Here is a 23,144-nt window from a genome sequence, read left to right on the forward strand (position 1 = left end):
TGGTTACTGTTGCCCACCAGTACCAGCCGCTAAAAGCTTGCCCAGCAGCTTGGAGCCGATGGTTGCCCGGTGCACCTTGGCCTCGGTATTTCCCAGGGCGCGCATCATCTCCTCCCAGCGTGCGCCCAGGTTGACTTCTCTCTCCGTCTTCAGGTGGACGGCGGCCAAGTCCTTATAGTGGAGCGCGCGCAGCCCGGCGGCGGTTACCGGTTTTCCGGTATGTACGTGGACGAACCAGGGCCGCGGGATGTCTCCATTGGATTGCGGCATGTGGTCGATACGCACTTCGAACAGCGTGCCACGGTCGCCAATGTCGTCCTCCGAGCGAAGGCGGTTCGGCGCCGTGACGCGTGCCAGTCCATGCATCGCCAACAGGCGCTCAAGGTGTGGCGCACGTGGTTGCGGATCGGTCTTGAGCGCATCGGCTTCGCGCCGTTTGAAATCGTGCTCGATCCTCTGGAGAAAACGCAGCCGCGTGTCGAGTTGTGCGATGCGCTCGTCTCCTGCGCGGAGCTTGCTTTTGAGCTGCAGCAGACGCTCACTCGATCCGAACCAGCCCTGCATGGTGATCCTGGCAGAATCGAAGGCCGTCGCCGCGTCATATCTGGAGTCGCCGATCAGGCGCTCTACGTCGGTCGTGTCCTTGCCAAGGCGCTTGGCGAGCGCGATGAAATCTCCCTCGAGTTCTGCTACTGGCAACGACTCCAAGGCGATGCTTTTCAGTATCTCGTCGGCCTGCTTTTGCGCCGCGCTGCGCTCATCGATGACCTGCCGCACAGGCACTGCCGCCGAGCTGGAAGCATCAGGCGTGCGTGTGCGTGCCTTGCGTGACCTGCTCGATTTGCCTGTTGTCGTCGTGGCTTTCGGCACGCTTGGTGTGATCGATGCCAGTGCTTGCTCTGGCGAAGGCGCTGCTGCGCCAATCAGCTGTCTGTCCTGGACGGCGAACTGGCACATATCAAGAATCGCCTGGCGTTGGTCGGCAAGTGCCTGTGCAAGATCGAGCATCGTTGGCCATAGATGATCTCTGGCATGCCCCCCGTCTTCGATGAGCGCGGCGGCATCCATACACAGCTGCGTCGCCGCTCGGCCACGCAGCTCGGCGTATTCGACAAGCACTTCCTTGTACATGGCCAGCATCTGCGGCGTCAGTGAGTGCTCGGTTGAGAGAAAGCGTTCAATATGAATCTTAGTCAGCTCCGTGAACGCTTGCCCGACCCTGGCTTCCATGCACCTGTCTACTTCATCGAGCGCGCTCAATCGATCCATCACCTGTGGCAAGCCGCAACGACTGGCTTGATCGAAAAGTCTTCTTGAATATATTTCGTACAGCACTGCACGAACGGTTTGCATCCGCGTGTGACAAGACCCCATCGTGATCCTGATGATCGGCAGCTGGGCCTTCAGCACGTCGGACGGCGCCCGATTCGTCATCGGCGACTTGATACGTCGGAAAACCTCTTCCAATGCTGCAATGACATCAAGAAGATGCGTGCGTAACGCATGCCATGATTCCGGCTGCTGCAAACGGATGGCCTGGACATTAAACCGCGCATAATGGCTGCTTTGCGCAAGCGCAGAACCCATTTACCGGGTCAATTTGTGATCGATCATTCTTTGGCACGACAAATAGTTCATCGCTGCGGCTTGTCCGAGAGACGAAACCAATCGATCCTCATGCGCTTCGATGTCGGAGCATGACATGCGGCGTTGAATCTCGAGCTCGCTCAGCGCCTGCAAGCCCTGTCGCGCGGATGCGATCGCCGATGCGCCGGACCTTAACCTTGCTTCAAGGGATCTGGTGTCTGCTACCCCCGTTGGCGCCACGTTTGTGGCCAGGTGATTGAACAGTTGCAGCCTGGCCGAAGCCGTGTGCAATACCTTGAGCTGATCTGGCCCTCCTGAGACAGGCGCCGGGTTGAAGGGCAGCGCCCTGACGCCCCTGGTGTTAGCGGATGATGCTGCGGGCGCACTCGCTCTGGACGCACTGGCCGGCCTGGGCGCTCTGATGGCAAGCCCACTGAATTGCGCGGAGGGCGCCACTAAGTCGTCAGGCACGCTCGCGTTGGTTGACGCATCCTGTGGCGGCGCCGCTGGTTGAGCGGACTGCGCGGGATCCACTGGGGTTTGATTGGTCGCTCGAACTCTCGGCACGGTGCATCCTCCGATATTGCCACCCATGACGCCCAGATGCGCCTGTTCTCTGCAGATGCGAGACCTGGTGGTCTAGGTGTGCGACGGCACGTGGACCGTTGTGGCTATCGCTGTCCACCAGAGCCAAGCGCCAAAAGCTGGCCAAGCAGCTTGGAGCCGACGGTTGCCCGGTGCACCTTGGCCTCGGTATTTCCCAGGGCGCGCATCATCTCCTCCCAGCGTGGGCCCAGGTTGACCTCACTGGCCGTCTTCAGATGGACGGCGGCCAGGTTCTTAGGGTGAAGCGCGCGCAGCCCAGCGGGCATCACCGGTTTATCGGTATGGATGTGGACGAACCAGGGCGCGGGAATGTCTCCATTCGACTGCGGCGCGTGTTCGATACGCACTTCGAACAGCGTGCCACGGTCGCCACGGTCGCCCTCCGAGCGAAGGCGGTTCGGCGCCGAGATGCGTGCCAGTCCATGCATCGCCAACAGGCGCTCCAGGTGTGGCGCACGTGGTTGCGGATCGGTCTTGAGCGCATCGGCTTCGCGCCGTTCGAAATCGTGCTCGATCCTCTGGAGAAGACGCAGCCGCGTGTCGAGTTGTGCGATGCGCTCGTCTCCTGCGCGGAGCTTGCTTTTGAGGTGCAGCAGGCGCTCACTCGATCCGAACCAGCCCTGCATGGAGGTCCTGGCAAAATCGAAGGCCGTCGCCGCGTCGTGCCTGGAGTCACTGATCAGGCGCTCTACGTCGGTGGTGTCCTTGCCAAGGCGCTTGGCGAGCGCGATGAAATCTCCCTCGAGTTCTGCTACTGGCAACGACTCCAGGGGAGCGGCTCTCAGTAACTCGTCGGCCTGTTTCTGCGCTGCGCTACGCGCATCGATTGCCTGCGGCGCTGGCACTGCCGCCGAGCTGGAAGCAGCAGGCGTGCGCGTGCGCGCCTTGCGTGACCTGCTCGACTTGCCTGCTGTCGTTATCGGCACGCTTGGTGTGACTGACGCCGGTGCTTGCTCGGGCGAAGGCGCTGCTGCGCCAATCAGCTGTCTGTCCTGGACAGCGAACTGGCACAAGTCAATAATCGCCTGGCGTTGGTCGGTAAGCGCCTGTGCAAGATCGAGCATCGTTGGCCATAGACGATCTCTGGCATGCCCCCCGTCTTCGATGAGCGCGGCGGCATCCATACACAGCTGCGTCGCCGCTCGGCCGCGCAGCTCGGCGTATTCGACAAGCACGTTCTTGTACATGGCCAGCATCTCCGGCGTCAGCGAGTGCTCGGTTGAGAAATAGCGTTCAACATGAATCTCGGTCAGCTCATTGAGCGCTTGTCTGACCTTAGCATCCATGCTCCTGTCTATTTCTTCCAGCGCGTTCAGTCGATCCATCACCTGTGGCAAGCCGCAATTGCTGGCTTGATCGGAGAGTCTTCTTGCATATATATCGCATAGGACTCCACGGACGGCTTGCATGCGCGTGTAACAAGATCCCATCGTCATCCTGACGAGCGGCAGATGGTCCTTCTGCGAGTCGGACGGCGCCCGATTCGTCATCGGCGACTTGATACGTCGGAAAACCTCTTCCAGTGCTGCAATGACATCAAGAAGATGAGCGCGTAACGCATGCCATGGTTCCGGCTGCACCAGTCGGATGGCTTGGGCATCAAATTGCGCTAAACCGCTGCTATCGGTAAGCGTCGCACCCAACTCCTGGGCCAATTTCTGATCGATCAGTTGTTCGCATGCCACATAGGTCATCGCTGCGGCTTGTCCGAGAGACGAAACCAATCGATCTTCATGGGCTTCGATGTCGGCGGATGAAATGCAGCGTTGAATCTTGAGCTCACTCAGCGCCTGCAAGCCTCGTCGCGCGGATACGATCGCAGACTTTCCGGTCCCGATTCTTGTTTCCAAGGCTCCGATATCCTTTGTATCCGTCCGCCCTATTGTTTGTGCCCAGTCGTTGAAGCGTATCAGTGTGGATGAGGCATTGTTCAATACTGCGAAAGGATCTGGTGCTTGCGGAACCGACGGCGCACCAAACAACGCCGCCATGACGTCCCTGGCGTTGGCAGAGGATGTCCCTGGAATATTGGCTCTGGAGGCTCGGACCGTTCTCCGCGGCCTGATGGCAAGCCCGCTGAGTTGCGCGGAGGGCGCCACTATGTCGTCAGGCACGCTCGCGTTGGTTGCCGCATCCTGTGGCGGCGCCGCTGGTTGAGCGGACTGCGCGGGATCCACTGGGGTTTGATTGGTCGCTCGAACTCTCGGCACGGTGCATCCTCCGATATTGCCATTCAATTGCCACGCATGACGCCAGATGTGCCTGTTCGCAGCAGATGCGAGACCTGGTGGTCTGGGTGTGCGACGGGACGTTGACCGTTGTGGCTATCGCTGCCCGCCAGCGCCGGCCGCCCAAAGCTGGCCTAGCAGCTTGGAGCCGATGGTCGCCCGGTGCACCTTGGCCTCGGTATTTCCCAGGGCGCGCATCATCTCCTCCCAGCGTGCGCCCAGGTTGACTTCTCTCTCCGTCTTCAGGTGGACGGCGGCCAAGTCCTTATAGTGGAGCGCGCGTAGCCCGTCTGGGGTTACCGGTTTTTCGGTATGTACGTGGACGAACCAGGGCCGCGGGATGTTTCCATTCGACTGCGGCATGTGGTCGATACGCACTTCGAACAGCGTGCCACGGTCGCCAATGTCGTCCGCCGAGCAAAGGCGGTTCGGCGCCGTGACGCGTGCCAGTCCATGCATCGCCAACAGGCGCTCCAGGTGCGGCGCACGTGGTTGCGGATCGGTCTTGAGCGCATCGGCTTCGCGCTGTTCGAAATCGTGCTCGATCCTCTGGAGAAGACGCAGCCGCGTGTCGAGGTGTTCGATGCGCTCGTCTCCTGCACGGAGCTTGCCTTTGAGCTGCAGCAGACGCTCACTCGATCCGAACCAGCCCTGCATGGTGATCCTGGCAGAATCGAAGGCCGTCGCCGCGTCGTGCCTGGAGTCACTGATCAGGCGCTCTACGTCGGTGGTGTCCTTGCCAAGGCGCTTGGCGAGCGCGATGAAATCTCCCTCGAGTTCTGCTACTGGCAACGACTCCAAGGCGATGCTTTTCAGTATCTCGTCGGCCTGCTTTTGCGCCGCGCTGCGCTCATCGATGACCTGCCGCACAGGCACTGCCGCCGAGCTGGAAGCATCAGGCGTGCGTGTGCGTGCCTTGCGTGACCTGCTCGATTTGCCTGTTGTCGTCGTGGCTTTCGGCACGCTTGGTGTGATCGATGCCAGTGCTTGCTCTGGCGAAGGCGCTGCTGCGCCAATCAGCTGTCTGTCCTGGACGGCGAACTGGCACATATCAAGAATCGCCTGGCGTTGGTCGGCAAGTGCCTGTGCAAGACCGAGCATCGTTGGCCATAGACGATCTCCGGCATGCCCCCCTTCTTCGATGAATGCGGCGGCATCCACACACAGCTGCATCCCCACTCGGCCGCGCCTCTCGGCGTATTCGGTGAGTAGCTTTTTGCCCAGAGCCAGATCCTCCGGCGTGAGCGAATGCTCGGTTTGGGACAGGCATTCAACATGGACCTGGATCACATGCTTTAACGCTTCGGCCACCTCATCATGGTTAAGGCTGTCGATTTCATCAAGCTCCATCAGTCCGTCAAGCACCTGGAGCAGGCCGCAATCGCTGGCCTCATCGGCAAGTCGCTTTTCATGTATTTTGAAGAGCATTGCGCGCACCGTCTGCATCCGTTCATAGCAGGATCCCATCATCCCCCTGACGACCGGGAGCTTATTCCTGAGCGAATCAAGCGACCCCGGACCCGTCATCGGCGCCTTGATGCGCTGGCAAAACTCCTCCAGCGCTGCAAGCGCATCAAGAAGATGATCGCGTAACGTAAGCCATGGTTCCGGTTGCTGCAGACGGATGGCATCAGCGGACACCTCCACCATCTCGACCCTTCGGGTGGTCACATGGCCCAATTCGGTGGCCATTTTCTGATCGATCATGTCCTTGCATGCGTCGAAGTGCAGGGATGCGGCTATTGCCAATTGCCGCGCCAAGTCACCCTCGTGTTCTGCGATTTTTTCGAGCGACATGCGTTTTTGGATCTTCAGCTCGGCCAGCGCCTGCAAGCCTTGTCGAGCGGATTCGATCGCGGACTTTCCGGTCCGGAGTCTTGCTTCCAGGGCTCTGATATCCATTGACCCTGTCGGCGCTATGTTTTCTGCCAAGTCGTTGAAGCGTTTCAGCCTGGATGTGGACTTGGTCAATACTTCGATAAGATCTGGCCCTTCCGGAATTGATGGCGCGGCAAAGAGCGCCGCCATGACGTCCTTTGCATTGGTCGACGATGTCGCTGGGGGATTGGCTCTGGAGGCTCGGCCCGGTCTGCGCGGTCTGATGGCAAGCCCGCCGAGTTGCGCGGAGAGCGCCACGCTGTCGGCAGACGCGCTTGTGGTTGCTCCCGAGCCCGATGGTGTCGGTGCAGTTTGAATCAATTGCGCGGGATCCGGTGCGGCCTGCTTGGTCGATTCAATTTTAGGCACGGTGCATCCTCCGATATTGCCATTCAATTTGCTCGCACACGACGTCCTGATGTCACCCAGTCCCGGAATGTGCGTGGAACGTGGTGGTGCAGTAAACCAGGCCTTGCGAGCCAGCAGCGACGCGTGTTGCCAATGCGTCGCGCAGTGATCGCGTTACCTGTGCCATGGTGCTCGATCCGACTGCCTTCTCGTGCTACATGTTGCGTGCCTGCGTCCCTCGCTGCCGGCTCCGCCAGGCATGTTTGATCATGCAATTCCGCAATGACGTGTGCGGCGAAATCCGTATTACCGTTTCAACGCAAGAAGCCCGACCCACTCATTTTGATGTGCGTGACATCGCTGCTTTAGTAAACCACCGAATGCCGCGCTGTTGGCATGCCGCGCGAATGCGTGGTGACTGATACGAAGACGACCCGGCTGCGCACGCCGTTATTCAAGGACCAGACAAGGCTATCAAGGTATCCCCCAATCACTTGGGCACCTATCAAGACCCGTTACCACGTCTGACGCCCTTTGGAGCGCGCTATGCACTTTGAGGTGAGTGCGAGGCGACCTGTGGCGCGTCGAGACAAGGCGTGCGCTGCTGCCCAGGCTCGCCGCCTGGGCCAGTTGCACAACGCGGTATCGGCGCCCCACAGGACACTTGTTTGAAAAACACCTCATCAGGCAGTGCAAGAGATTCAGGCTCAACCCACGTCTTGCGCATGCACGTTGAGGTTGCCCCGCCCTCTACACGGCTTCGGTTGAAAACTGCTGCGCATTCGCCAACGCACGATATTCGCGTGGCGTCATGCCCACCGCTTGCTTGAATTGCCGCGCAAAAGCGCTTTGATCGCTGAAACCGCAGGCATGGCCTATTTCGGTCAGGCTCTTGTTTCCATGCAGTAGATGCATGGCCATCTGCAGGCGCAGCTTGGCCAGCACTTGTTGCGGCGTCAGTTGAAACACCTTGCGGAACGAGCGTTGCAGCTTGGACATCGAAAACCCGGTGATCTCCACCAGAGCCTGCATGCGGACGTTCTGCGCGTAATTGGCGTTGAGATACGCCAGCGCTAGCCGCAGCTTTTCGTATTGCGATTCGTGGCCATCCTGCGGGCCCAGATCGCGCGAGATACCGATGATGCCCTGCACCTTACCGTTCACCAGCAACGGCCGCTTGCAGGTCAGGCACCAGCCGGGCTCACGGTTGGCGAACAAGTGGAGCTCCAGCAGGTTGTCGATCACCTCGCCGGCCAGCACCTGCTCGTCCTGATTGGCGTAATTGGCACCCAGGCCACTGGGATAGACCTCGGCAACACGCTTGCCGATCAGTTCCTTGCGCGATTTCAGCCCCAGCCGCCGCAGCATGGTCTGGTTGACGTGGGTGTAGCGGCCTTCGCGATCCTTGACGAAGAACAACACGTCCGGCACGGCATCGAACAACGCTTCCAGATCGGCAGGATCGATGCTCTTCATGCGCAAGGGTTCATGCAGTGCAATGGGCTCGGGAGCGGGGAAGGCGCATCAAACGCGGCGCGTGATCGTAACAATCCGCCCCTGCCGCGCCATGATACGCCGCATGCGCGATCGGCCTGCGGCCGGGGGACTCAGCGCGAGTTGTTGCCTGCGTGCACTCCTGCCGATGCAGGCTTGGCATCTCCCGCCGCAGCGGTCGGGTTGCCGATGCGATCCAGTGGCACCTGTCGTGCACGCCAGCTCTGCACTACCGCCGCACCGGCCTGCGAGCCCACCTGCACGCGCAAGCGCGCACTGCCACCGGGCGCAATGAACTCAACTTCGCAGTCGCCAGCGGCCATGCAGCTATCGGCCGCGAGTGGATCCACCAGCTGCCAGCCCTGCTCCATCATCGCCTGCGCAAACGCGCGATACCCCATGCCGGATGTCAGCGTGGCCGGCAATGGCACGCTCGCATCGCTGCCTGGCTCGGACGCAGGCAGCGCCACCGACGCACGCGCAGGCGCAGGCGCAACCACAGGCCGCGATGCGGCGCCCAGGGCAGGACTAAAGATGAGAGCGATTACCCACAATGCGGGGCGGAACGAGGTACGCATGCAAACGGTCCTTGCGATCCTGGCAGGGAACTGGGAAGAGGAAGATGCGCTAGTTTGACACGCCTGTGATGCAGTGCGGCAAAACGGATCTGGGATGCATTGGCCCGTCATCCGGATGGCAGTGCCGCGATGTATCCATCACAAACGAGCTCATCCGCATTTAGTGCGTCAGCGGAGTGACACGTCTGCGATGCGCCGCTCCGGATCGCAACCGCAGCCGCCGGCATCCGTCATTCCAGCGACTGATGACTTGATCGATACCATCGCAACTTGCGCTTGCAGGTCACCAAGCGCAAGGCACTCACTTAACGACCCGACACGCCGCACCAGGCGGCGTGTCGGTCGCACATTACTGGCCGATATGCTGCTTCAGCCAGCTGTTGACGGTGTCGTGCCACAGGATGCTGTTATCCGGCTTGAGCACCCAGTGGTTTTCGTCCGGGAAATACAGGAACTTGGAATCAATGCCCTTGCGCTGCAGCGCGGTGAACGCGGCCAGGCCCTGCTCCACCGGGATGCGGAAATCCTGCTGGCCGTGGATGACCAACATCGGCACCTTCCACTTGTCCACGTGCAGCACCGGGTTGAACTTCTCGTAGCCGGCCGGGTTCTGCCACGGCGTGCCGCCGTTTTCCCATTCGCTGAACCACAATTCCTCGGTGGCGTAGCCCATGGTGCGGTTGTCGAACACGCCGTCGTGGTCGACCAGGCACTTCCACGGGTGATTCCCGTCTTTGTCAAGCCACGTCCCTGCCATCCAATAGACCATGTAGCCGCCATAGCTGGCGCCCAATGCGCAGGCCTTGTCGCCGTTGAGGAAGCCGTATTGCTTCTGCGCGGCAGTCCAGCCTTTTTGCAGATCTTCCAGAGGGCGGTCGCCCCAATGCTGGCTGATGGCGTCGGTGAATTCCTGGCCGTAGCCGGTGGAACCATGGAAATCGATCATGACCACCGCATAGCCCTGGCCGGCGTAGGTCTGCGGATTCCAACGGTTGCTCCAACCATTGCCGAAGCTGCCCTGCGGGCCGCCGTGGATCAGGAACGCCACCGGGTAGGTCTTGCCTTCCTGGTAGTTGTAGGGCTTGACCACGTAGCCATGCACGGTGTCGTTGTTCCAACCCTTGAACTGGAACTGTTCGTAGTCGCCGAACTGCACGTCGGGCAGTAGTTCAGCGGCGCTCTGGCTGATCGCGCGCAGACTCTGGCCTTGCGTGTCGCTGACGAAGATCTGGTCGCCACTCTTGAGCGAGCTACGGGTAAACGCCAGCGTATTGCCGGCCAGCGTCGGGGCGTGCACGCTACCCTCGCCCACCAGCTTGGTCGCCTCGCCGCTGGCGATATCGATCTTGAACAGCGGGTGCTCGCCAAGATCGTCAGCGCTGGTGTAGAGGCTGCTGCCGTCGTCGCTCAACACGATTTCGCCAGCCGAGCGGTCCCACTTCGGCGCGATCTCGCGCGTCTTGCCGCTGGCCACGTCCATCGCCATCAGGCCGAAGCGGTCGGCCTCGAAGCCCGGGCGCTTCATGGCGCGGTAGTACAGCGTCTTGCCGTCGGTGCTGAACACCGGGCCGGCATCCCAGGCCGGGTTAGCCGCAGTCAGATTGACCGGCGCAGACTTGCCGCTTGCATCCAGGCGGTACAGATCGAAGTTGGTTTGCCACGGCTCGTCATTGCCGGTGGGCTTGGCGCCGGTCTTGGCATTCTTGCCTGCTTCCGGGCCATGCGACTGCGGAATGCGCACGCTGGCCACCACGCTGGCGCCATCGGGCGACCAGGTGTAATCGTCATTGCCACCGAACGGCTTGGACGGCGCATCGCCGGCCAGCGTGGCGCTGATCGCCGACGCCCCGACCACTGCCCTGGCACCAGCAGCGGGCAACTCGGCCACGAACAAGGTATTGCGGCGGCCATCGTTCCAGGTATCCCAGTGGCGCACGAACAACTGGTCGTACACCACGCCGCTGGCCTTTTTGTTCTTGAGCTCGCCTAACTTCTTCTTGGTGCAGCCCAGATCCGAACCGCAGTCCTGGAACACACCTGCACTGAAAGCGATGCGCTTGCCGTCGGGCGAGAGCTTGTAGCTATCCACATCCACCGCAAACGCGGTGAGTTGCTGCGGGGTGCCGCCGGCCATCGGCTGCGCGTAGAGCTGTTGGCTGCCGGTTTTGCTGCTGAGGAAGTACACCGTCTTGCCGTCCGGCGACAACGCCGGGCTGTTGACGTTCCAACCCTCCGGCGTGAGCCGCTTGGGCGGCGACAAATCGCGGGTACGCAGATTGCGCACCCACAGGCTGCTGGCCGGCTTGCCATTGGCGGTCTTGGCCTGGCGCTTGGCGAACAGCACCACGCTGCCATCCGGGCTGAGCGTGGGCGAGGACACCCGGTCCAGCGCCACCATGTCGCGCACATCGAAACCGCGCGCGGCGGCTAGGCTTGGCAGGGCAGCCAGCAAACACAGGGGCAATACGGCGTGACGCAGCTTCATCGAGCTCTCCGGCAACGGCAAAACGTCGATGTTAGGCGTTGCTGCGGCGCACGCGCAAAGGCAGGAGGTCATGCGGCGCGACATCGCGCGTCACGCCGTCAATCGCTTGCCCATGCCGCATCCCTGCGACATGGGCGACTGAGCGCTTTAGAGCGGCTAACAAAATGTAGCGAGCAGTCGTCAGGTAGGCGTGGACGGCGCGGAGTAACCGCGGTGTACGAGTGGTACATGCCGCACCGAGCACCGGCCGCGCCCGTCTGGCGGCTGCGCAGTAATTTTGTTAGTTGCTCTTAGAAGCGGTGCGACAGGCCTATGTAGACCTGCGTGTCGGGCGTGCGGTCGTTGAGGCCGAAATTGGCGCCCACATCCAGCTGCAACAGCGGGTTGAGCAGATACGACGCTGCGATATCGGCCGAGTATTGCTCGACGGTCTGCGCAGGATCGCGGTTGATCGAAGACCACAATTCCACCGCCATCGACAACTTCGGCGTGAGCGGACGCGCCAGATTGATCACGTTGACGATGGCGACATGCTTGCCGCTGCCATCGCTGTCGGCCAACCAATCCAGTTCCGGACCAAACGTCAGCGAGAAGCTGCTGGGCATCACGAAGTTGACCGGCAGCGCGAGGCCGCCTTCCCAGGTGTCGTTGCCCAGGCCGCTACGTGCGGTGGGTGCCTTGACGAACGGCAGCAACGCCACGCTGGCGGTGTCGCTCTCATAGACGCGTGCCTTCATACGCAGATACAGATCACCGCCGCCGCTCAGGCTGCTGCGTTCGCCGGTGGCGCGGTCGGTGGTCTTGACCTGCAGCTGCGGCGCCCAGTTGAGCTGCAGATCGATACGGTCGCTGACGCCGTACTTGAGCGTGGGGCTGGTGAAGTACGAGGTTTCCGTGCGTGTGCCGGGCTGGCTGTCGCGCGTGTAATTGCCGATGTCGGTTTCCAGCTGCCAATCGCCAGCCGGCACGGTGCAGGTGGCATTGGACTTGGTCGGCCGATCGGTGCAGAGCGCCGCTTCGGTGGCGTCTTGGGCGTGCGCCTGAACTGCGAGGCTGCCCAGCGCTGCAGTGACGATGACGGCGAGCAACGATGCAGGTGTCTTGCGGAACGACGAACGCGAGGTGATGGTGGGCATTGCGGTGATTCCAGGGCAAAGCGCGGCACAGATCGCATGACCGTGCAGCGTTGAAGAGTGGGATGTGTGAGGCGTTACTACGCACGGTATGGCGGCGCTGCGTCTTGGTCGGCGGTGCCGCAACTGCGTTTTTCAGGGCGGCGTCAGTGCGGTCGCTGTGCGATGCGTACGCCCACTGCAGAGAAGTGCGCAGGCTTGCACTGTCAGACACCTGCCTGCCTTTGCGGCGTCACGCAGCGCGTGAGCGCGCCATGGCCTACAGCGTGGTTGGGATCAGGATCAGTCCAGGCATGCAGCACTCATGGCGCACCGTTCGTGCGGTAGACGGCACGATAAGCAGGATCGGCATAAAGTCGCTATGCACGGCAGCTGCGCAGGGCGTAAAGCCGGCGCAAATGTTGAAAGCCGATGACTGGTAGCTGCGTATTTCTAAGGTCACACAGGTCAGCTAGCCGGTGACTGCGCGTGAATCCATCCCATCACTGATGGATCAAGCCTCGCATGCAGCAATGCGCGGCTTGGCGATGGCTCATGCACCCTGCATGCGCCATCCAACACCTGAGTTAGGCAGCTATGCGAGATCCCGCAAGAATTGACGAAATGCTGGAGTTGCTCGGAGAGGTCTAGCGACTCGAACCAGGTCTGCGCCTTGGTGAACTGGTCCAAAATGCGGCTCGCTTTCTGGATCCCGATCTTATCGACATACACGCGATAGAAGATGGGGATCTAAGGATGGTCTGATCAACGCGACCGGAAAACGAAGCAACCGCATCCGCCGCGCTGAGGGCGCTCAAATCGCCGATTTTTTGCCGGTTTCGGCACGTTTGCGGGGTGTTGCCTGGATTACAGGCACAGCTTCCCCGCAGCAGGCATTAACGCTTTGCGCGTCAGCCACAGATTCGATAGTGCAAACAGCGTCAGCACCTGTGCGGTGTTCTTCGCCAAACCGCGATAGCGCACCTTGACGTAACCAAACTGACGCTTGATCACCCGAAACGGGTGTTCCACCTTCGCACGCAGGCTGGCTTTGGTGTGCTCCCAGCGCTTGGCCAACTTCAGTTCGCGCTTATTCTTGATCTGCTTCAGCTTCGAGGGCTTCTCCGCGATCAGGTAGCGCAGCGTGCGCTTGCCCTTCATCTCATCGCGCTTGTCCAGCCCGGTGTAGCCGCTGTCGCCGCTCACAGTGTCTTCCTTGCCGTGCAGCAGCTTGTGCGCCTGCGTGATGTCCGCTGCGTTGGCCGCCGTGCATTCCACGTGGTGCACCAGGCCCGACTCATCGTCCACCCCGATGTGCGCCTTCATCCCGAAGAAGTACTGGTTGCCCTTCTTGGTCTGGTGCATGTCCGGATCGCGCTCGCCATCCTTGTTCTTGGTCGAACTTGGCGCCGCAATGATCGTGGCATCCACGATCGTCCCGCCCCGCAGACTCTGCCCTTTACGCGACAGGTGCGCGTTGACCCGGTTGAACAGCTTGCGCGCCAAATCATGCCGCTCCAGCAAATGCCGGAAGTTGAGAATCGTCGTTTCATCCGGCACCTCATCCAGCCCGCCGATCTTCGCAAAACGGCGCATCGACACCGTGTCGTACAGTGCTTCTTCCGCCGATGGATCGCTCAGTGCGTACCACTGCTGCAAAAAGTGGATGCGCAGCATCGTCTCCAGCCGATACGGCTGTCGCCCCGGCTGCCCCGACTTCGGGTAGTGCGGTTCGATCAGTGCCAGCAGATCCTTCCACGGCACGACCTGGTCCATCTCGGCCAAGAACACCTCACGCCGCGTCCGCTTGCGCTTGCCGTTGTACTCCGCATCGCCGAAGGTCAGTTGCATCGTCGTTGTCCCGTTGCGTCTGTGTGATTGTCGCAGGATCAAGGGGAGTTGTTCAGAGTTTCCTTAAGAAATATTTTTCTGTAGACATATAGGAACCTCAGTAGCGGAGGATAGGCACACTTAGCTCAAGATGCTTACGCAGGCTACAACTAGTGGTGATGAGGGGGGGGCAACGATGCCTGTTTAAAAACTTTTGAATAGCCAAATTGTGGCAGGCAACAAGTTGGTGTGCTGCAGTTGCTCTATATATAAATTTAATTAATATAAAATATGATGCATATCATGATATACGCACACACCGAGCCCAGTGTGCGGAGACATGTGATAATTTTGAGAAGAAACCGCGCGATGACGGGCTATGTAAAAATTACTCGATCTTCTTGGCCAGAGTATCGCGTTGCTGCTGCGTCGGGTTCAAATCGATGACGCTCGCAAACACAGGATCAGTGCGCTGGAGATCGGCGGCGCCGATCATTTTCTTCTTCAAAGGAATTGAAAAATCGGCAGCCGATCGCAACAGGCAGCCGATCGCAACAGTGATGTTACATGTCACCTCCGTGACGGCCACATCGGTTGACCAATCACGCTGGCCAACCTTCACCTTGTGAGCGGCTGCAATTTTCTCATCCAATGAGTAAGAGCACTCACAGCCAGATTTTATATGCCGCGACAACAATGTCAGCGGATTACTGAAGTCCTGGCGTCTGGCATGGCGTTGTTCAAGGGAAAAATTCATTTGGATAGCTCTCTGTCGGCATCAGCACCAATCACAATGTTCCTACTCTACCGAATCCTTTCTAATTTCAATAATTTCAATATTAGGTTAGCCTAGGTTTGATTATATGCTTCGGATGAGCTGGCGCAAGGTAATTTTGCAATCGCATACATGAGATTTTGTTATTAAAATTTTCGTCATGATCGTTGTGCGCGTCCCTTTAGCTTTTATATGAGATATCCATCTAATAATCTCCTGACAAACAGCTGAAATACCAACGCCGATCTACTGTGGCTGGAGCATTGCTGCGTGACCTCCCCCTGCGTTAGGGAACCTCTGAACAACACACCGCAGATGAGCGACACTCTCCGCTCACGTATAGGGACGCGACATACAACTGACGTAGGTGGCGCTGAGGACCTAGGGAAGGTCTGATCAACGAGGCCTGAGAGTGCGAGATGTCGCGTCGTTCCGAAGAGTGGCGTTTGGATCTTCGGAATTTCGCCATTTCTGGCGCTTTCCGCGGGAATTCCCCGGTTTACAGGCGCACGCTCCCCATAGCCGGCAGTAACTGCTTTCGCTTCATCCACAGATTGGAGAGCGCAAACAAGGTGTGGTGTACTTGGCCAGGCCGCGATAGCGGACCGTGGTGTAACCGAACTGGCGCTTGATCACCCGGAAGGGATGCTCCACCTTCGCGCGCACGCTGGCCTTGAAGTGTTCCCAACGTTGTTCCCGGGCACGCTCGCGCTTGCTGCCGATGCCTTGGATCGTCGAGGGCCTGGCGGCGATGAAGAATGCTGCTTCGCAGTCCTGCAGCTCTTCGCGTTTGTCTGCACCGGTGTCGCCGCTGTCGCCGAACACGCTGTCTTCTTTGCCATGCAGCAACGTGTGCATCACCGTGACATCGGCGACATTGGCCGCTGTGCAATGGACGTGGTGCACCAGCCCGGAAAACTCATCCACGCCGATGTGCGCCTTCATTCCGAAAGACCACTGATTGCCCTTCTTGGTCTGATGCATCTCAGGGTCACGCGCGTGATCGGCGTCTTGGTCGAGCTGGGTGCAGCGATCAGCGTCGCATTGACGATCGTGCCCGACCGCAGGCTCTGGCCCGTGCGCGCCAGATGCGCGTTGACCGCTTCCAGCATCCGCGCGGCAAGGCCATGGGTCTCCAGCAGACGCCGAAAGTTGAGAATCGTGGTCGCGTCGGGAATGTCGTCCAACCCGCCTGTCGACTTGTCGACTCCCCGCAGTTCAGTGCCAGCCAAAATTAGAGGTCTGCGGTTGATGTTGATCACGGAACTCGGCGGGCGTTAGCCCGCCCAGGCTGTCGTGCGGGATCTGCTGGTTATAGTCGGCCAGCCAGTGTTCGGTCTGTTGGCGGACCTCGCTGAGCGTGCGGAACAGATGCATGTCCAGCACGCCACGCCGGTAGCTGCCGTTGAAGCGCTCGATAAAACCGTTTTGCATTGGACGCCCCGGCTCGATGAAGTCCAAGGCGATGCCCTTGCGCTCGGCCCACTCGGCCAAGGCCAATGCGACAAACTCCGGGCCATTGTCCAAGCGAAGTTTGGCGGGGTAGCCGCGCCAGGCTGCGATGGGTTCCAAGGTGCGCATGACGCGGGCGGCCGGAAGATTCAAGTCCACTTCGATCGCCAACGCTTCCCGGCTGAAGTCGTCGATGACATTGAACGTACGGAAGCGCCGACCATCCCACAGCGCATCGGACATAAAGTCGATTGACCATCCAGCATTGGGTCGCTCTCCGCATGCCAGCGGCTGTGGATGACGGGTCGGGACCCGGCGCCTGCTGCGGCGACGTTGATTGAGCTTCATCAGGCAGTACACGCGCCACACCCTTTTATGATTCCACACATGTCCGCGACGGCGGATGATCTGAAAAAGCTTTCCAAAACCACGCTCGGGAAAGCGCTCGGCCAATTCGGACAACAGCGCAATGACCTCCTCGTCGCGATCGGGACGACGCCGATAGCGCGCTGTCGAGCGCGCTACGCCAACGACCGCACAGGCCCGGCGCTCGCTCCAGCCATGCTGCTCGACGAGCCAGGCAAGAAGCGGGCGCTTGTGCGCCGGGTCTACAGTTTTTTTGCGATGACATCCTTCAATGCATGGTTTTCCATCGCGAGCTCGGCATACATGCGCTTGAGCTTGCTGTGCTCGGTCTCCAGGTCGCGAAGGCGCTGCACATCAGCGGCCTCCATGCCACCGTACTTGGACTTCCAGACGTAATACGTCGCATCGGAAATACCCAGCTCTCGGCACACATCCTTGACCTGGCGGCCGCCCTCCACCTGCTTCAGCGTGGCGACAATCTGGCTCTCGGTGAACTTGCTCTTGCGCATCGTTGGTCTCCTTGGTGGCTAGTGTGCCGGAGACCTCTAACTATGGATGGATCAATTTTACGGGGAGTCGACACGCCGAGCTGGGCAAATCGCCGTAAGGTCGGAATCTCGTGCAGCGCTTCTTCCATTGCCGGATCGCTCAACGCATACCACTGCTGCAGCAGATGAATCCGCAACATCGTCGCCGGGGCGTATGGCTGCCGCCCTGGCCGCCCCGACACCGGATAGTGCGGCGCGATCAGCCCGAGCAGTTGCTGCCACGGAACGACCTGCACCATCTCGCCAGGAAGATCTCCCGCCGGGTCTGCTTGCGCTTGCCCAGGCCCTCCGCGTCACCGAACGTCAGTTGCATGGATGAATCCTCAACATGAGGCGGGTAGTGTCGCGTATCTGTGGTGCGTTGATCAGACCTTCCCTAGGCAAGCGCAAGCAGACCCGCCGCGAGATCTTCGTGGCCGAGATCGAGCAGGTCCCCTCGACATCCCCCGTCGCTGGTTGCAGGCAGTAGCACTTCTGCGTCGTGCACTGACCAAACTGTTCAAGCCTCCTAGAAAACAGCGCGAAGGAGGGTTGTCAGCGTTGCTTGGTATGCGGTGGCGCTTCGGCCTGCTGGGTTTCCGGCATCAATTCCAGTGCCGACGGCGTGGTGCGCAGCATCGGGCGGAAGGCGATCGGATGGGTGCGGCGGCGGGTGAAGCGTAACAGTCGCGACAGCGTGAATCCGGCCAGTGCCAACAGCATCACGGCGAAGTACACCGGCAACGCGGCTGGGCCGAATTTCTGCATCGCACCGCCGGCCAACGCTGGGCCGACCGCCGCACCCACACCATGCACCAGCAACAAACTGCTGCAGCCGGAAAGCAGGTCTTCGCGCGGCAGGTAATCGAGCATGTGCGCCACCGCAAACGGATAGAGCGAAAACGCCAGCCCGCCATAGACGAAGAACAGCACGAACAGCATGGTCGTCTGCGTCTGCACCATCGGCAATGCCGCAGCGATGGCGATGCCGGCGGCCATCACACTCACCGTCACCAGGCCGATGCGGCGGTCATGCCCGTCGCTGATGCGCCCGATCGGCCACTGCAGCACCGCACCGCCCACGATGGCGGTGAGCATGAACATCGCAACGCCGTCGGAATCCAGCCCGATCCGCTTGGCGTACACCGGCAACAAGCCCCAAAACGCGCCCATCGCCAGGCCGGAAAGGCCGGCGCCAATCGTCGCCACAGGCGCTAAGGCATACAACGTGACCAACCGCAGCCGCGATACATGCGGCACCTCGGGCGGGATCAGTCGCGTGGTCATCACCGGCATGACCGCTGCACAGAACAGGATCGCCGTCAGCGTAAACATCGCCGGCGCGCCTGCGTCGCCGATGGTGAGCAGGATCTGCCCCAGCGCTAGCGCCGACAGATTGATTGCCATGTACACCGAAAACACCCGGCTGCGCCGGCGCGCGTCCGGTTCGGCGTTGAGCCAGCTTTCGATCACGGTATACAGACCCACCAGCGCCGCGCCGGTCACCAGGCGCAGTACGCCCCAGCCCCAGGCATTCAACCAGATTGGATGCAGCAGCACCGCAATGGCCGCCAGCGCCGCATAAAACGCAAATGCGCGGATATGCCCGATGCGGCGAATCAGCGGCGGTGCAAAGAAGGTGCCGAGAAAGAAACCGGCGAAGTAGCCGGACATGATCAAGCCCAACGCACGCGCATCGAAACCGGCCTGATCGCCGCGCACGGCGAGCAGCGTGCCGAGCAGGCCGCTACCGGTGAGCAGCAGGGCAACGCCGAGCAATAAGGCAGTCAGCCGCAGCATGGATGCGGCCCTCGTGGGGGAAAAGGCGCGTCGATCACGTGTCCGAGTGTAACAGCCTGCCCGACGCAGCTTGACTGTGTTGGCGTGCTTCGATGGGGTTGTCGGCGATTGCCAGGTCGCTCTGTGATGTGATTCCTGCAACGTGTAGGACTTCTACGATTGGCTGCACGCTGCGCTGCCTGCATGGCTCATCCACGCACGCACTCACGCACTCACGCACTCACGCACGCGCATCGCGCGCGCAATGAAGCGGAACGTCATTCCACCACTGCGCACGCGGGGGCGGGACTGGGGGTATTGCGTCCGTACACGGAATCCATCCACGCGATGTTCTCGAAGCGGCCATCCATGGTCGCCGCCCGCTACGCGCCGCCGACCTTGATCGCCCACCGTGGCTGTCGCTGCGCACCGCCTACCCCCACTGCACCTGCCAGCCTGCATGCGTCTAGAATCTGCGCCCCTGCATCGTCTTCAACTGATCCTGCCATGCCCATCTACGGTTTCCAGTGCACCACCTGCGGCCACGCATTCGACCGCCTGCAGAAGATGTCCGACCCCGATCCGCAGAGCTGCCCGGCCTGCGCCGCGGCCACGATCAAGCGTCAGGTCACCGCGCCGTCGTTCCGCCTGTCCGGCAGCGGTTGGTATGAGACCGACTTCAAGTCGGCCGGCGAAAAAAAGAAAAACCTCACCGAAAGCAGCAGCGCCGGCGGCGATGCCAAACCGGCCGCGGCAGCAGAGAGCAAGCCTGCGGCCAAGCCCGCGTCCGATCCGGCGTAAGTGGTCACGGTGCGCAGATTGCGCCGGTTGGCGCGATGCCGCGCGCCAAATGCCCCCGCGTCGCGCATCGTGCTGTCAGCAGGGTCACGCTAGCCTGCGTTGTTGCTGGCCGCCAGGTCAGGTGGCTGTAAGACGCCAACGCAGTTCGCCGCCATCAGTGTTGTGCCCGCAGATTGATTTGTTCAAGCGCTCGCAATCGCCGCATCGCCGCCCTGGTGTGGGCGACTTGCTGTCTGCACGCACCTATGCCGGCGCGCTGCTGTCGATGGACGGCTACCGCGTGGTGCTGGCTGCCGACGGCGCTGCCGCACTGCATTGCGGGCGAGTATGGGCTGGCTGGGCCATGCTCGGTAAGTCTGGTTCCGCCATCACACCTGCATTCCCAGCAAACTTCTGACGAGGCATGCGCGCGCGGCTGCCAGGCTCTACGGCCCCGACGTGCGCGTCGCGCGCGCCGGTGTTGCCGCACTTCTTTATGGTTGCCCCGGCCGGGTTCGAGATCCGCACCGCCTGGAATACCTGCTGTTGTCGATAGCAATAGCCCGGTGCCTCGCCGAAGCGCGCAGGCCGATCCCACAACGCCGGCCTGCGCGACCGGCGCCTCAACGCGCTTCGAAGCGCGCCCGGCAACCATCGTTGACCCACACCGTGGCGCGGCGATCGTCGTAGCCCCAGGTGCGGCCTTCCTCACAACGCGTGTCGGAAAGCTGGCGGGTGAGCACCGGGCGGCCATAGCGGCCATCCCAGGCGCAGGTGCGCAGGCGGCGGTCGTCGCTGGCGCAGTTGATGGCGTAGTCGTTGCTGGGGCGGTCGTCGCCGCCGTCGCCGCGATCCCAGCCACCGCCACCGCGGGCCTGTGCAAATTCGCCCCGGCACCCATCGTCTACCCAGATCCGGCCGCCTTCCTGGCGCCAGTTGCCGCCTTCCACGCACGGGGTATTCGAGAGTTGGCGTACCAACATGGCGCGGCGCCAGCCGGTGTCGCAGATCTTCTGGCGCTGGTCGTTGCTTTCGCAGCGCACCGTCCCGGCGGCCCCGCCGTAGCCACCACCTGGGCCATTGCCGCCGCCCCAGCCGCCGCCGTTGCGGCCTTCGACAAAGCGACCGCGACAGCCGTTGTCCACCCAGACCCGGCCGCGGTCGCTGCCCCAGTTGCGGCCTTCGATGCAGCGTGTGCCGGAGATGTTTTCCACCAGCACGGCGCGGCCGCGGAACGGCGTATCGCACTCGCGGCGGCGGTTGTCGTTACTGGAGCAGGTGATGCTGGCGCCGTCCCAGCCGCGTTCCTGCGCGCTGGCGGTGGCGCTGGCAAACTCGCCGGTCAGGGTGATCAGGCCGAAGCCGGTAAGCAGCAGGGCGGTGCGCAGCATCGTGTCGTCCTTGGTGCGGGAGGGGCGTGGCGCCTATTCAGCCGGGCGCTGACTTAAGCGACCATGAGCGCCCGCGCATTTGCTCCTGTCGGCCGCCGGCCCCAGAATATCCGGCTTTCCGGTGCTGTCCTGCGTCGGGTTTTCAGCGGAGCTTTCGATGCGTACCCACTTCTGCGGCCTGGTCGATGAGACCTTGATCGGCCAAACCGTCACTCTCGCCGGCTGGACCGACGTGGCCCGTAACCTGGGCGGGGTGTGCTTCATCGACCTGCGCGACCACGAAGGCATCGTGCAGGTGACGGTGGAACCGGTGGCCGGCGACGACGCCAGCGCAGAGCTGTTCAAGGTGGCCGCCAGCCTGGGCTACGAGGACGTGTTACAGGTGGAAGGTGTGGTGCGCGCGCGCCATGCGGTCAACGACAAGCTGCGCACCGGCAAGGTGGAAGTGATCGCCACGCGCATCAGCATCCTCAACAAGGCCGCGCCGCTGCCGTTCCACGCGCATGAGAATCCGGGCGAAGAAACCCGCCTGAAATACCGTTACCTGGACCTGCGTCGCCCGGAAATGCAGCGCATGCAGCGCACCCGCATCAAGCTGGTGCAGGCGCTGCGCCGGCATCTGGATGCACGCGATTTCCAGGACATCGAAACCCCGATCCTGACCAAGGCCACCCCGGAAGGCGCACGCGACTTCCTGGTGCCGGCGCGCATGCATCCGGGCGAGTTCTACGCGTTGCCGCAGAGCCCGCAGTTGTTCAAGCAGATCCTGATGGTGGCCGGCTTCGACCGTTACTACCAAATCGCACGTTGCTTCCGCGACGAAGCGCTGCGCGCCGACCGCCAGCTGGAATTCACTCAGCTCGATATGGAATTTGCCTTCGTGCGCGAGCGCGACGTGCAGGATTTTGTCGAAGTCATGATCCGCGCCATTTTCAAGGAAGTGGTGGATGTGGACCTGGCCGCGCAGTTCCCGCGCATGACCTGGGCCGAGGCGATGCGTCGCTTTGGGTCGGACAAGCCGGACCTGCGCATCGCGCTGGAATTGGTCGACGTGGCCGAGCTGGTCAAATCCAGCGAATTCCCGGTATTTACTGCCGCCGCCAACGATGTCGATGGCCGCGTCGCCGCGCTACGCATTCCTGGTGGCGCCGGCCTGTCGCGCAAGCAGATCGACGAATACGCCGCGCACGCCGCTAAATATGGTGCCAAGGGGCTGGCGTATATCAAGTTGTCGGAGACCGGCGAGGTGAGTTCGCCGATCGCCAAGTTCTTCAGCGAAGAGGCGTTTGCTGCGCTGATCAAGCACGTTGGTGCCGGCAATGGCGACATCGTGTTTTTTGGCGCCGGCGGCTACACCAAGGTGTCCGATTTCATGGGCGCGCTGCGCCTCAAGGCCGGCAAGGAGTTCAATCTGCTCGCCGACGGCTGGGCGCCGCTGTGGGTCACCGATTTCCCGATGTTTGAATGGGACGACGAAGCCCAGCGCTATGTGGCCCTGCATCACCCCTTCACCGCACCGGCGGTGGACGATATCGCCGACCTGCGCGCCAACGCACGCATCGCGGTCTCGCGTGGTTACGACATGGTGCTCAACGGTAATGAAATCGGCGGTGGCTCGATTCGTATCCATCGCCCCGACATGCAGAGCGCCGTCTTCGAACTGCTCGGCATCGGCGCGGAAGAAGCGCGCGCCAAGTTCGGCTTCCTGCTGGATGCCTTGAACTACGGCGCACCGCCGCACGGCGGCATCGCGTTCGGTATCGACCGCATCGCCGCGCTGATGGCCGGCACCGAGTCCATCCGCGACGTCATCCCGTTCCCGAAGACCACCGGCGCGCAGGATCTGATGACCGACGCCCCCTCGCCGATCGCCGCCGACCAGCTCGCCGAAGTGCACGTGCAGGTCCGCCCGAAGCAGGTCTGACCAG

The 23,144-nt window shown here is 61.5% G+C and carries 14 protein-coding genes, 1 other RNA gene and 3 pseudogenes; 3 read left to right on the top strand and 15 right to left on the bottom strand.

Annotated elements, in window-relative coordinates; translation table 11 throughout:
* Nucleotides 1–3 precede the first annotated feature (3 nt).
* From xopP (KWO_RS22605) to KWO_RS16000, 14 genes and pseudogenes are all read right to left on the bottom strand, one after another.
* Nucleotides 4–2,154: pseudogene (gene xopP, locus KWO_RS22605) on the bottom strand (type III secretion system effector XopP).
* 104 nt (nucleotides 2,155–2,258) lie between these two features.
* Nucleotides 2,259–4,403 (bottom strand): type III secretion system effector XopP, encoded by a 2,145-nt coding sequence (gene xopP / locus KWO_RS15905; protein ID WP_165444891.1) that lies wholly within the window; start codon nucleotides 4,401–4,403, stop codon nucleotides 2,259–2,261.
* 114 nt (nucleotides 4,404–4,517) lie between these two features.
* On the bottom strand, nucleotides 4,518–6,668 hold the full coding sequence (gene xopP, locus KWO_RS22610) for a type III secretion system effector XopP (RefSeq protein WP_182913290.1): 2,151 nt from the start codon (nucleotides 6,666–6,668) through the stop codon (nucleotides 4,518–4,520).
* A gap of 729 nt (nucleotides 6,669–7,397) precedes the next feature.
* On the bottom strand, nucleotides 7,398–8,123 hold the full coding sequence (locus tag KWO_RS15940) for an AraC family transcriptional regulator (RefSeq protein ID WP_010371630.1): 726 nt from the start codon (nucleotides 8,121–8,123) through the stop codon (nucleotides 7,398–7,400).
* Between the two features lie 131 nt (nucleotides 8,124–8,254).
* Nucleotides 8,255–8,719, bottom strand: a complete 465-nt coding sequence (locus tag KWO_RS15945) for a hypothetical protein (RefSeq protein WP_010379062.1) — start codon at nucleotides 8,717–8,719, stop codon at nucleotides 8,255–8,257.
* 349 nt (nucleotides 8,720–9,068) lie between these two features.
* Nucleotides 9,069–11,204, bottom strand: coding sequence for a S9 family peptidase (locus KWO_RS15950; RefSeq protein ID WP_010379061.1), 2,136 nt, complete (start codon nucleotides 11,202–11,204; stop codon nucleotides 9,069–9,071).
* 154 nt (nucleotides 11,205–11,358) lie between these two features.
* Nucleotides 11,359–11,434, bottom strand: a non-coding RNA gene (locus KWO_RS15955) — sX9 sRNA.
* A gap of 60 nt (nucleotides 11,435–11,494) precedes the next feature.
* Nucleotides 11,495–12,340 carry a transporter gene (locus KWO_RS15960; RefSeq protein WP_010379060.1) on the bottom strand — a complete coding sequence of 282 codons (846 nt, stop codon included), beginning with the start codon at nucleotides 12,338–12,340 and terminating at the stop codon, nucleotides 11,495–11,497.
* 843 nt (nucleotides 12,341–13,183) lie between these two features.
* Nucleotides 13,184–14,167 (bottom strand): IS5 family transposase, encoded by a 984-nt coding sequence (locus KWO_RS15970; protein WP_017113471.1) that lies wholly within the window; start codon nucleotides 14,165–14,167, stop codon nucleotides 13,184–13,186.
* Nucleotides 14,168–14,534: 367 nt separating this feature from the next.
* Entirely contained in the window at nucleotides 14,535–14,903 is a 369-nt protein-coding gene (locus KWO_RS15975; RefSeq protein WP_124944079.1) for a hypothetical protein, read from the bottom strand.
* Nucleotides 14,904–15,420: 517 nt separating this feature from the next.
* Nucleotides 15,421–16,114, bottom strand: a pseudogene (locus KWO_RS15985) (IS5 family transposase); the annotation flags it as partial.
* A gap of 25 nt (nucleotides 16,115–16,139) precedes the next feature.
* A protein-coding gene (locus tag KWO_RS15990) for an IS3 family transposase (RefSeq protein ID WP_126709081.1) occupies nucleotides 16,140–17,248 on the bottom strand; the annotation gives its coding sequence in 2 pieces (ribosomal slippage) (nucleotides 16,140–16,996 and nucleotides 16,996–17,248; 1,110 coding nt in all).
* A gap of 74 nt (nucleotides 17,249–17,322) precedes the next feature.
* A pseudogene (locus tag KWO_RS15995) lies at nucleotides 17,323–17,600 on the bottom strand (transposase); the annotation flags it as partial.
* Between the two features lie 221 nt (nucleotides 17,601–17,821).
* Nucleotides 17,822–19,066 (bottom strand): MFS transporter, encoded by a 1,245-nt coding sequence (locus tag KWO_RS16000; protein ID WP_010363943.1) that lies wholly within the window; start codon nucleotides 19,064–19,066, stop codon nucleotides 17,822–17,824.
* A 486-nt stretch (nucleotides 19,067–19,552) separates the two neighbouring features.
* Between KWO_RS16000 and KWO_RS16005 the strand changes: the two genes are divergently transcribed.
* Together KWO_RS16005 and KWO_RS16010 are read left to right on the top strand one after the other, a co-directional pair.
* On the top strand, nucleotides 19,553–19,846 hold the full coding sequence (locus tag KWO_RS16005; protein ID WP_010379621.1) for an FmdB family zinc ribbon protein: 294 nt from the start codon (nucleotides 19,553–19,555) through the stop codon (nucleotides 19,844–19,846).
* Between the two features lie 157 nt (nucleotides 19,847–20,003).
* Nucleotides 20,004–20,243, top strand: a complete 240-nt coding sequence (locus tag KWO_RS16010; protein ID WP_017112579.1) for a response regulator — start codon at nucleotides 20,004–20,006, stop codon at nucleotides 20,241–20,243.
* A gap of 205 nt (nucleotides 20,244–20,448) precedes the next feature.
* Here the strand turns inward: KWO_RS16010 and KWO_RS16015 are convergent, their stop codons facing one another.
* Nucleotides 20,449–21,216 (bottom strand): DUF3011 domain-containing protein, encoded by a 768-nt coding sequence (locus KWO_RS16015; RefSeq protein ID WP_010379624.1) that lies wholly within the window; start codon nucleotides 21,214–21,216, stop codon nucleotides 20,449–20,451.
* Between the two features lie 157 nt (nucleotides 21,217–21,373).
* Here KWO_RS16015 and aspS point away from each other — a divergent pair, with 157 nt between their 5' ends.
* Nucleotides 21,374–23,140 (top strand): aspartate--tRNA ligase, encoded by a 1,767-nt coding sequence (gene aspS / locus KWO_RS16020; RefSeq protein ID WP_010379625.1) that lies wholly within the window; start codon nucleotides 21,374–21,376, stop codon nucleotides 23,138–23,140.
* Nucleotides 23,141–23,144 lie beyond the last annotated feature (4 nt).

Source organism: Xanthomonas vasicola pv. musacearum NCPPB 4379 (genome assembly GCF_000277895.2).
Taxonomy (GTDB): Bacteria; Pseudomonadota; Gammaproteobacteria; order Xanthomonadales; family Xanthomonadaceae; genus Xanthomonas; species Xanthomonas vasicola.

What these genes read in the sequence shown, in the direction of transcription:
- KWO_RS15940 (WP_010371630.1), bottom strand. Translation starts at nt 8,123, where the DNA reads ATGAAGAGCATCGATCCTGCCGATCTGGAAGCGTTGTTCGATGCCGTG.
- KWO_RS15945 (WP_010379062.1), bottom strand. Translation starts at nt 8,719, where the DNA reads ATGCGTACCTCGTTCCGCCCCGCATTGTGGGTAATCGCTCTCATCTTT.
- KWO_RS15950 (WP_010379061.1), bottom strand. Translation starts at nt 11,204, where the DNA reads ATGAAGCTGCGTCACGCCGTATTGCCCCTGTGTTTGCTGGCTGCCCTG.
- KWO_RS15960 (WP_010379060.1), bottom strand. Translation starts at nt 12,340, where the DNA reads ATGCCCACCATCACCTCGCGTTCGTCGTTCCGCAAGACACCTGCATCG.
- KWO_RS15970 (WP_017113471.1), bottom strand. Translation starts at nt 14,167, where the DNA reads ATGCAACTGACCTTCGGCGATGCGGAGTACAACGGCAAGCGCAAGCGG.
- KWO_RS15975 (WP_124944079.1), bottom strand. Translation starts at nt 14,903, where the DNA reads ATGAATTTTTCCCTTGAACAACGCCATGCCAGACGCCAGGACTTCAGT.
- KWO_RS16000 (WP_010363943.1), bottom strand. Translation starts at nt 19,066, where the DNA reads ATGCTGCGGCTGACTGCCTTATTGCTCGGCGTTGCCCTGCTGCTCACC.
- KWO_RS16005 (WP_010379621.1), top strand. Translation starts at nt 19,553, where the DNA reads ATGCCCATCTACGGTTTCCAGTGCACCACCTGCGGCCACGCATTCGAC.
- KWO_RS16015 (WP_010379624.1), bottom strand. Translation starts at nt 21,216, where the DNA reads ATGCTGCGCACCGCCCTGCTGCTTACCGGCTTCGGCCTGATCACCCTG.
- aspS (WP_010379625.1), top strand. Translation starts at nt 21,374, where the DNA reads ATGCGTACCCACTTCTGCGGCCTGGTCGATGAGACCTTGATCGGCCAA.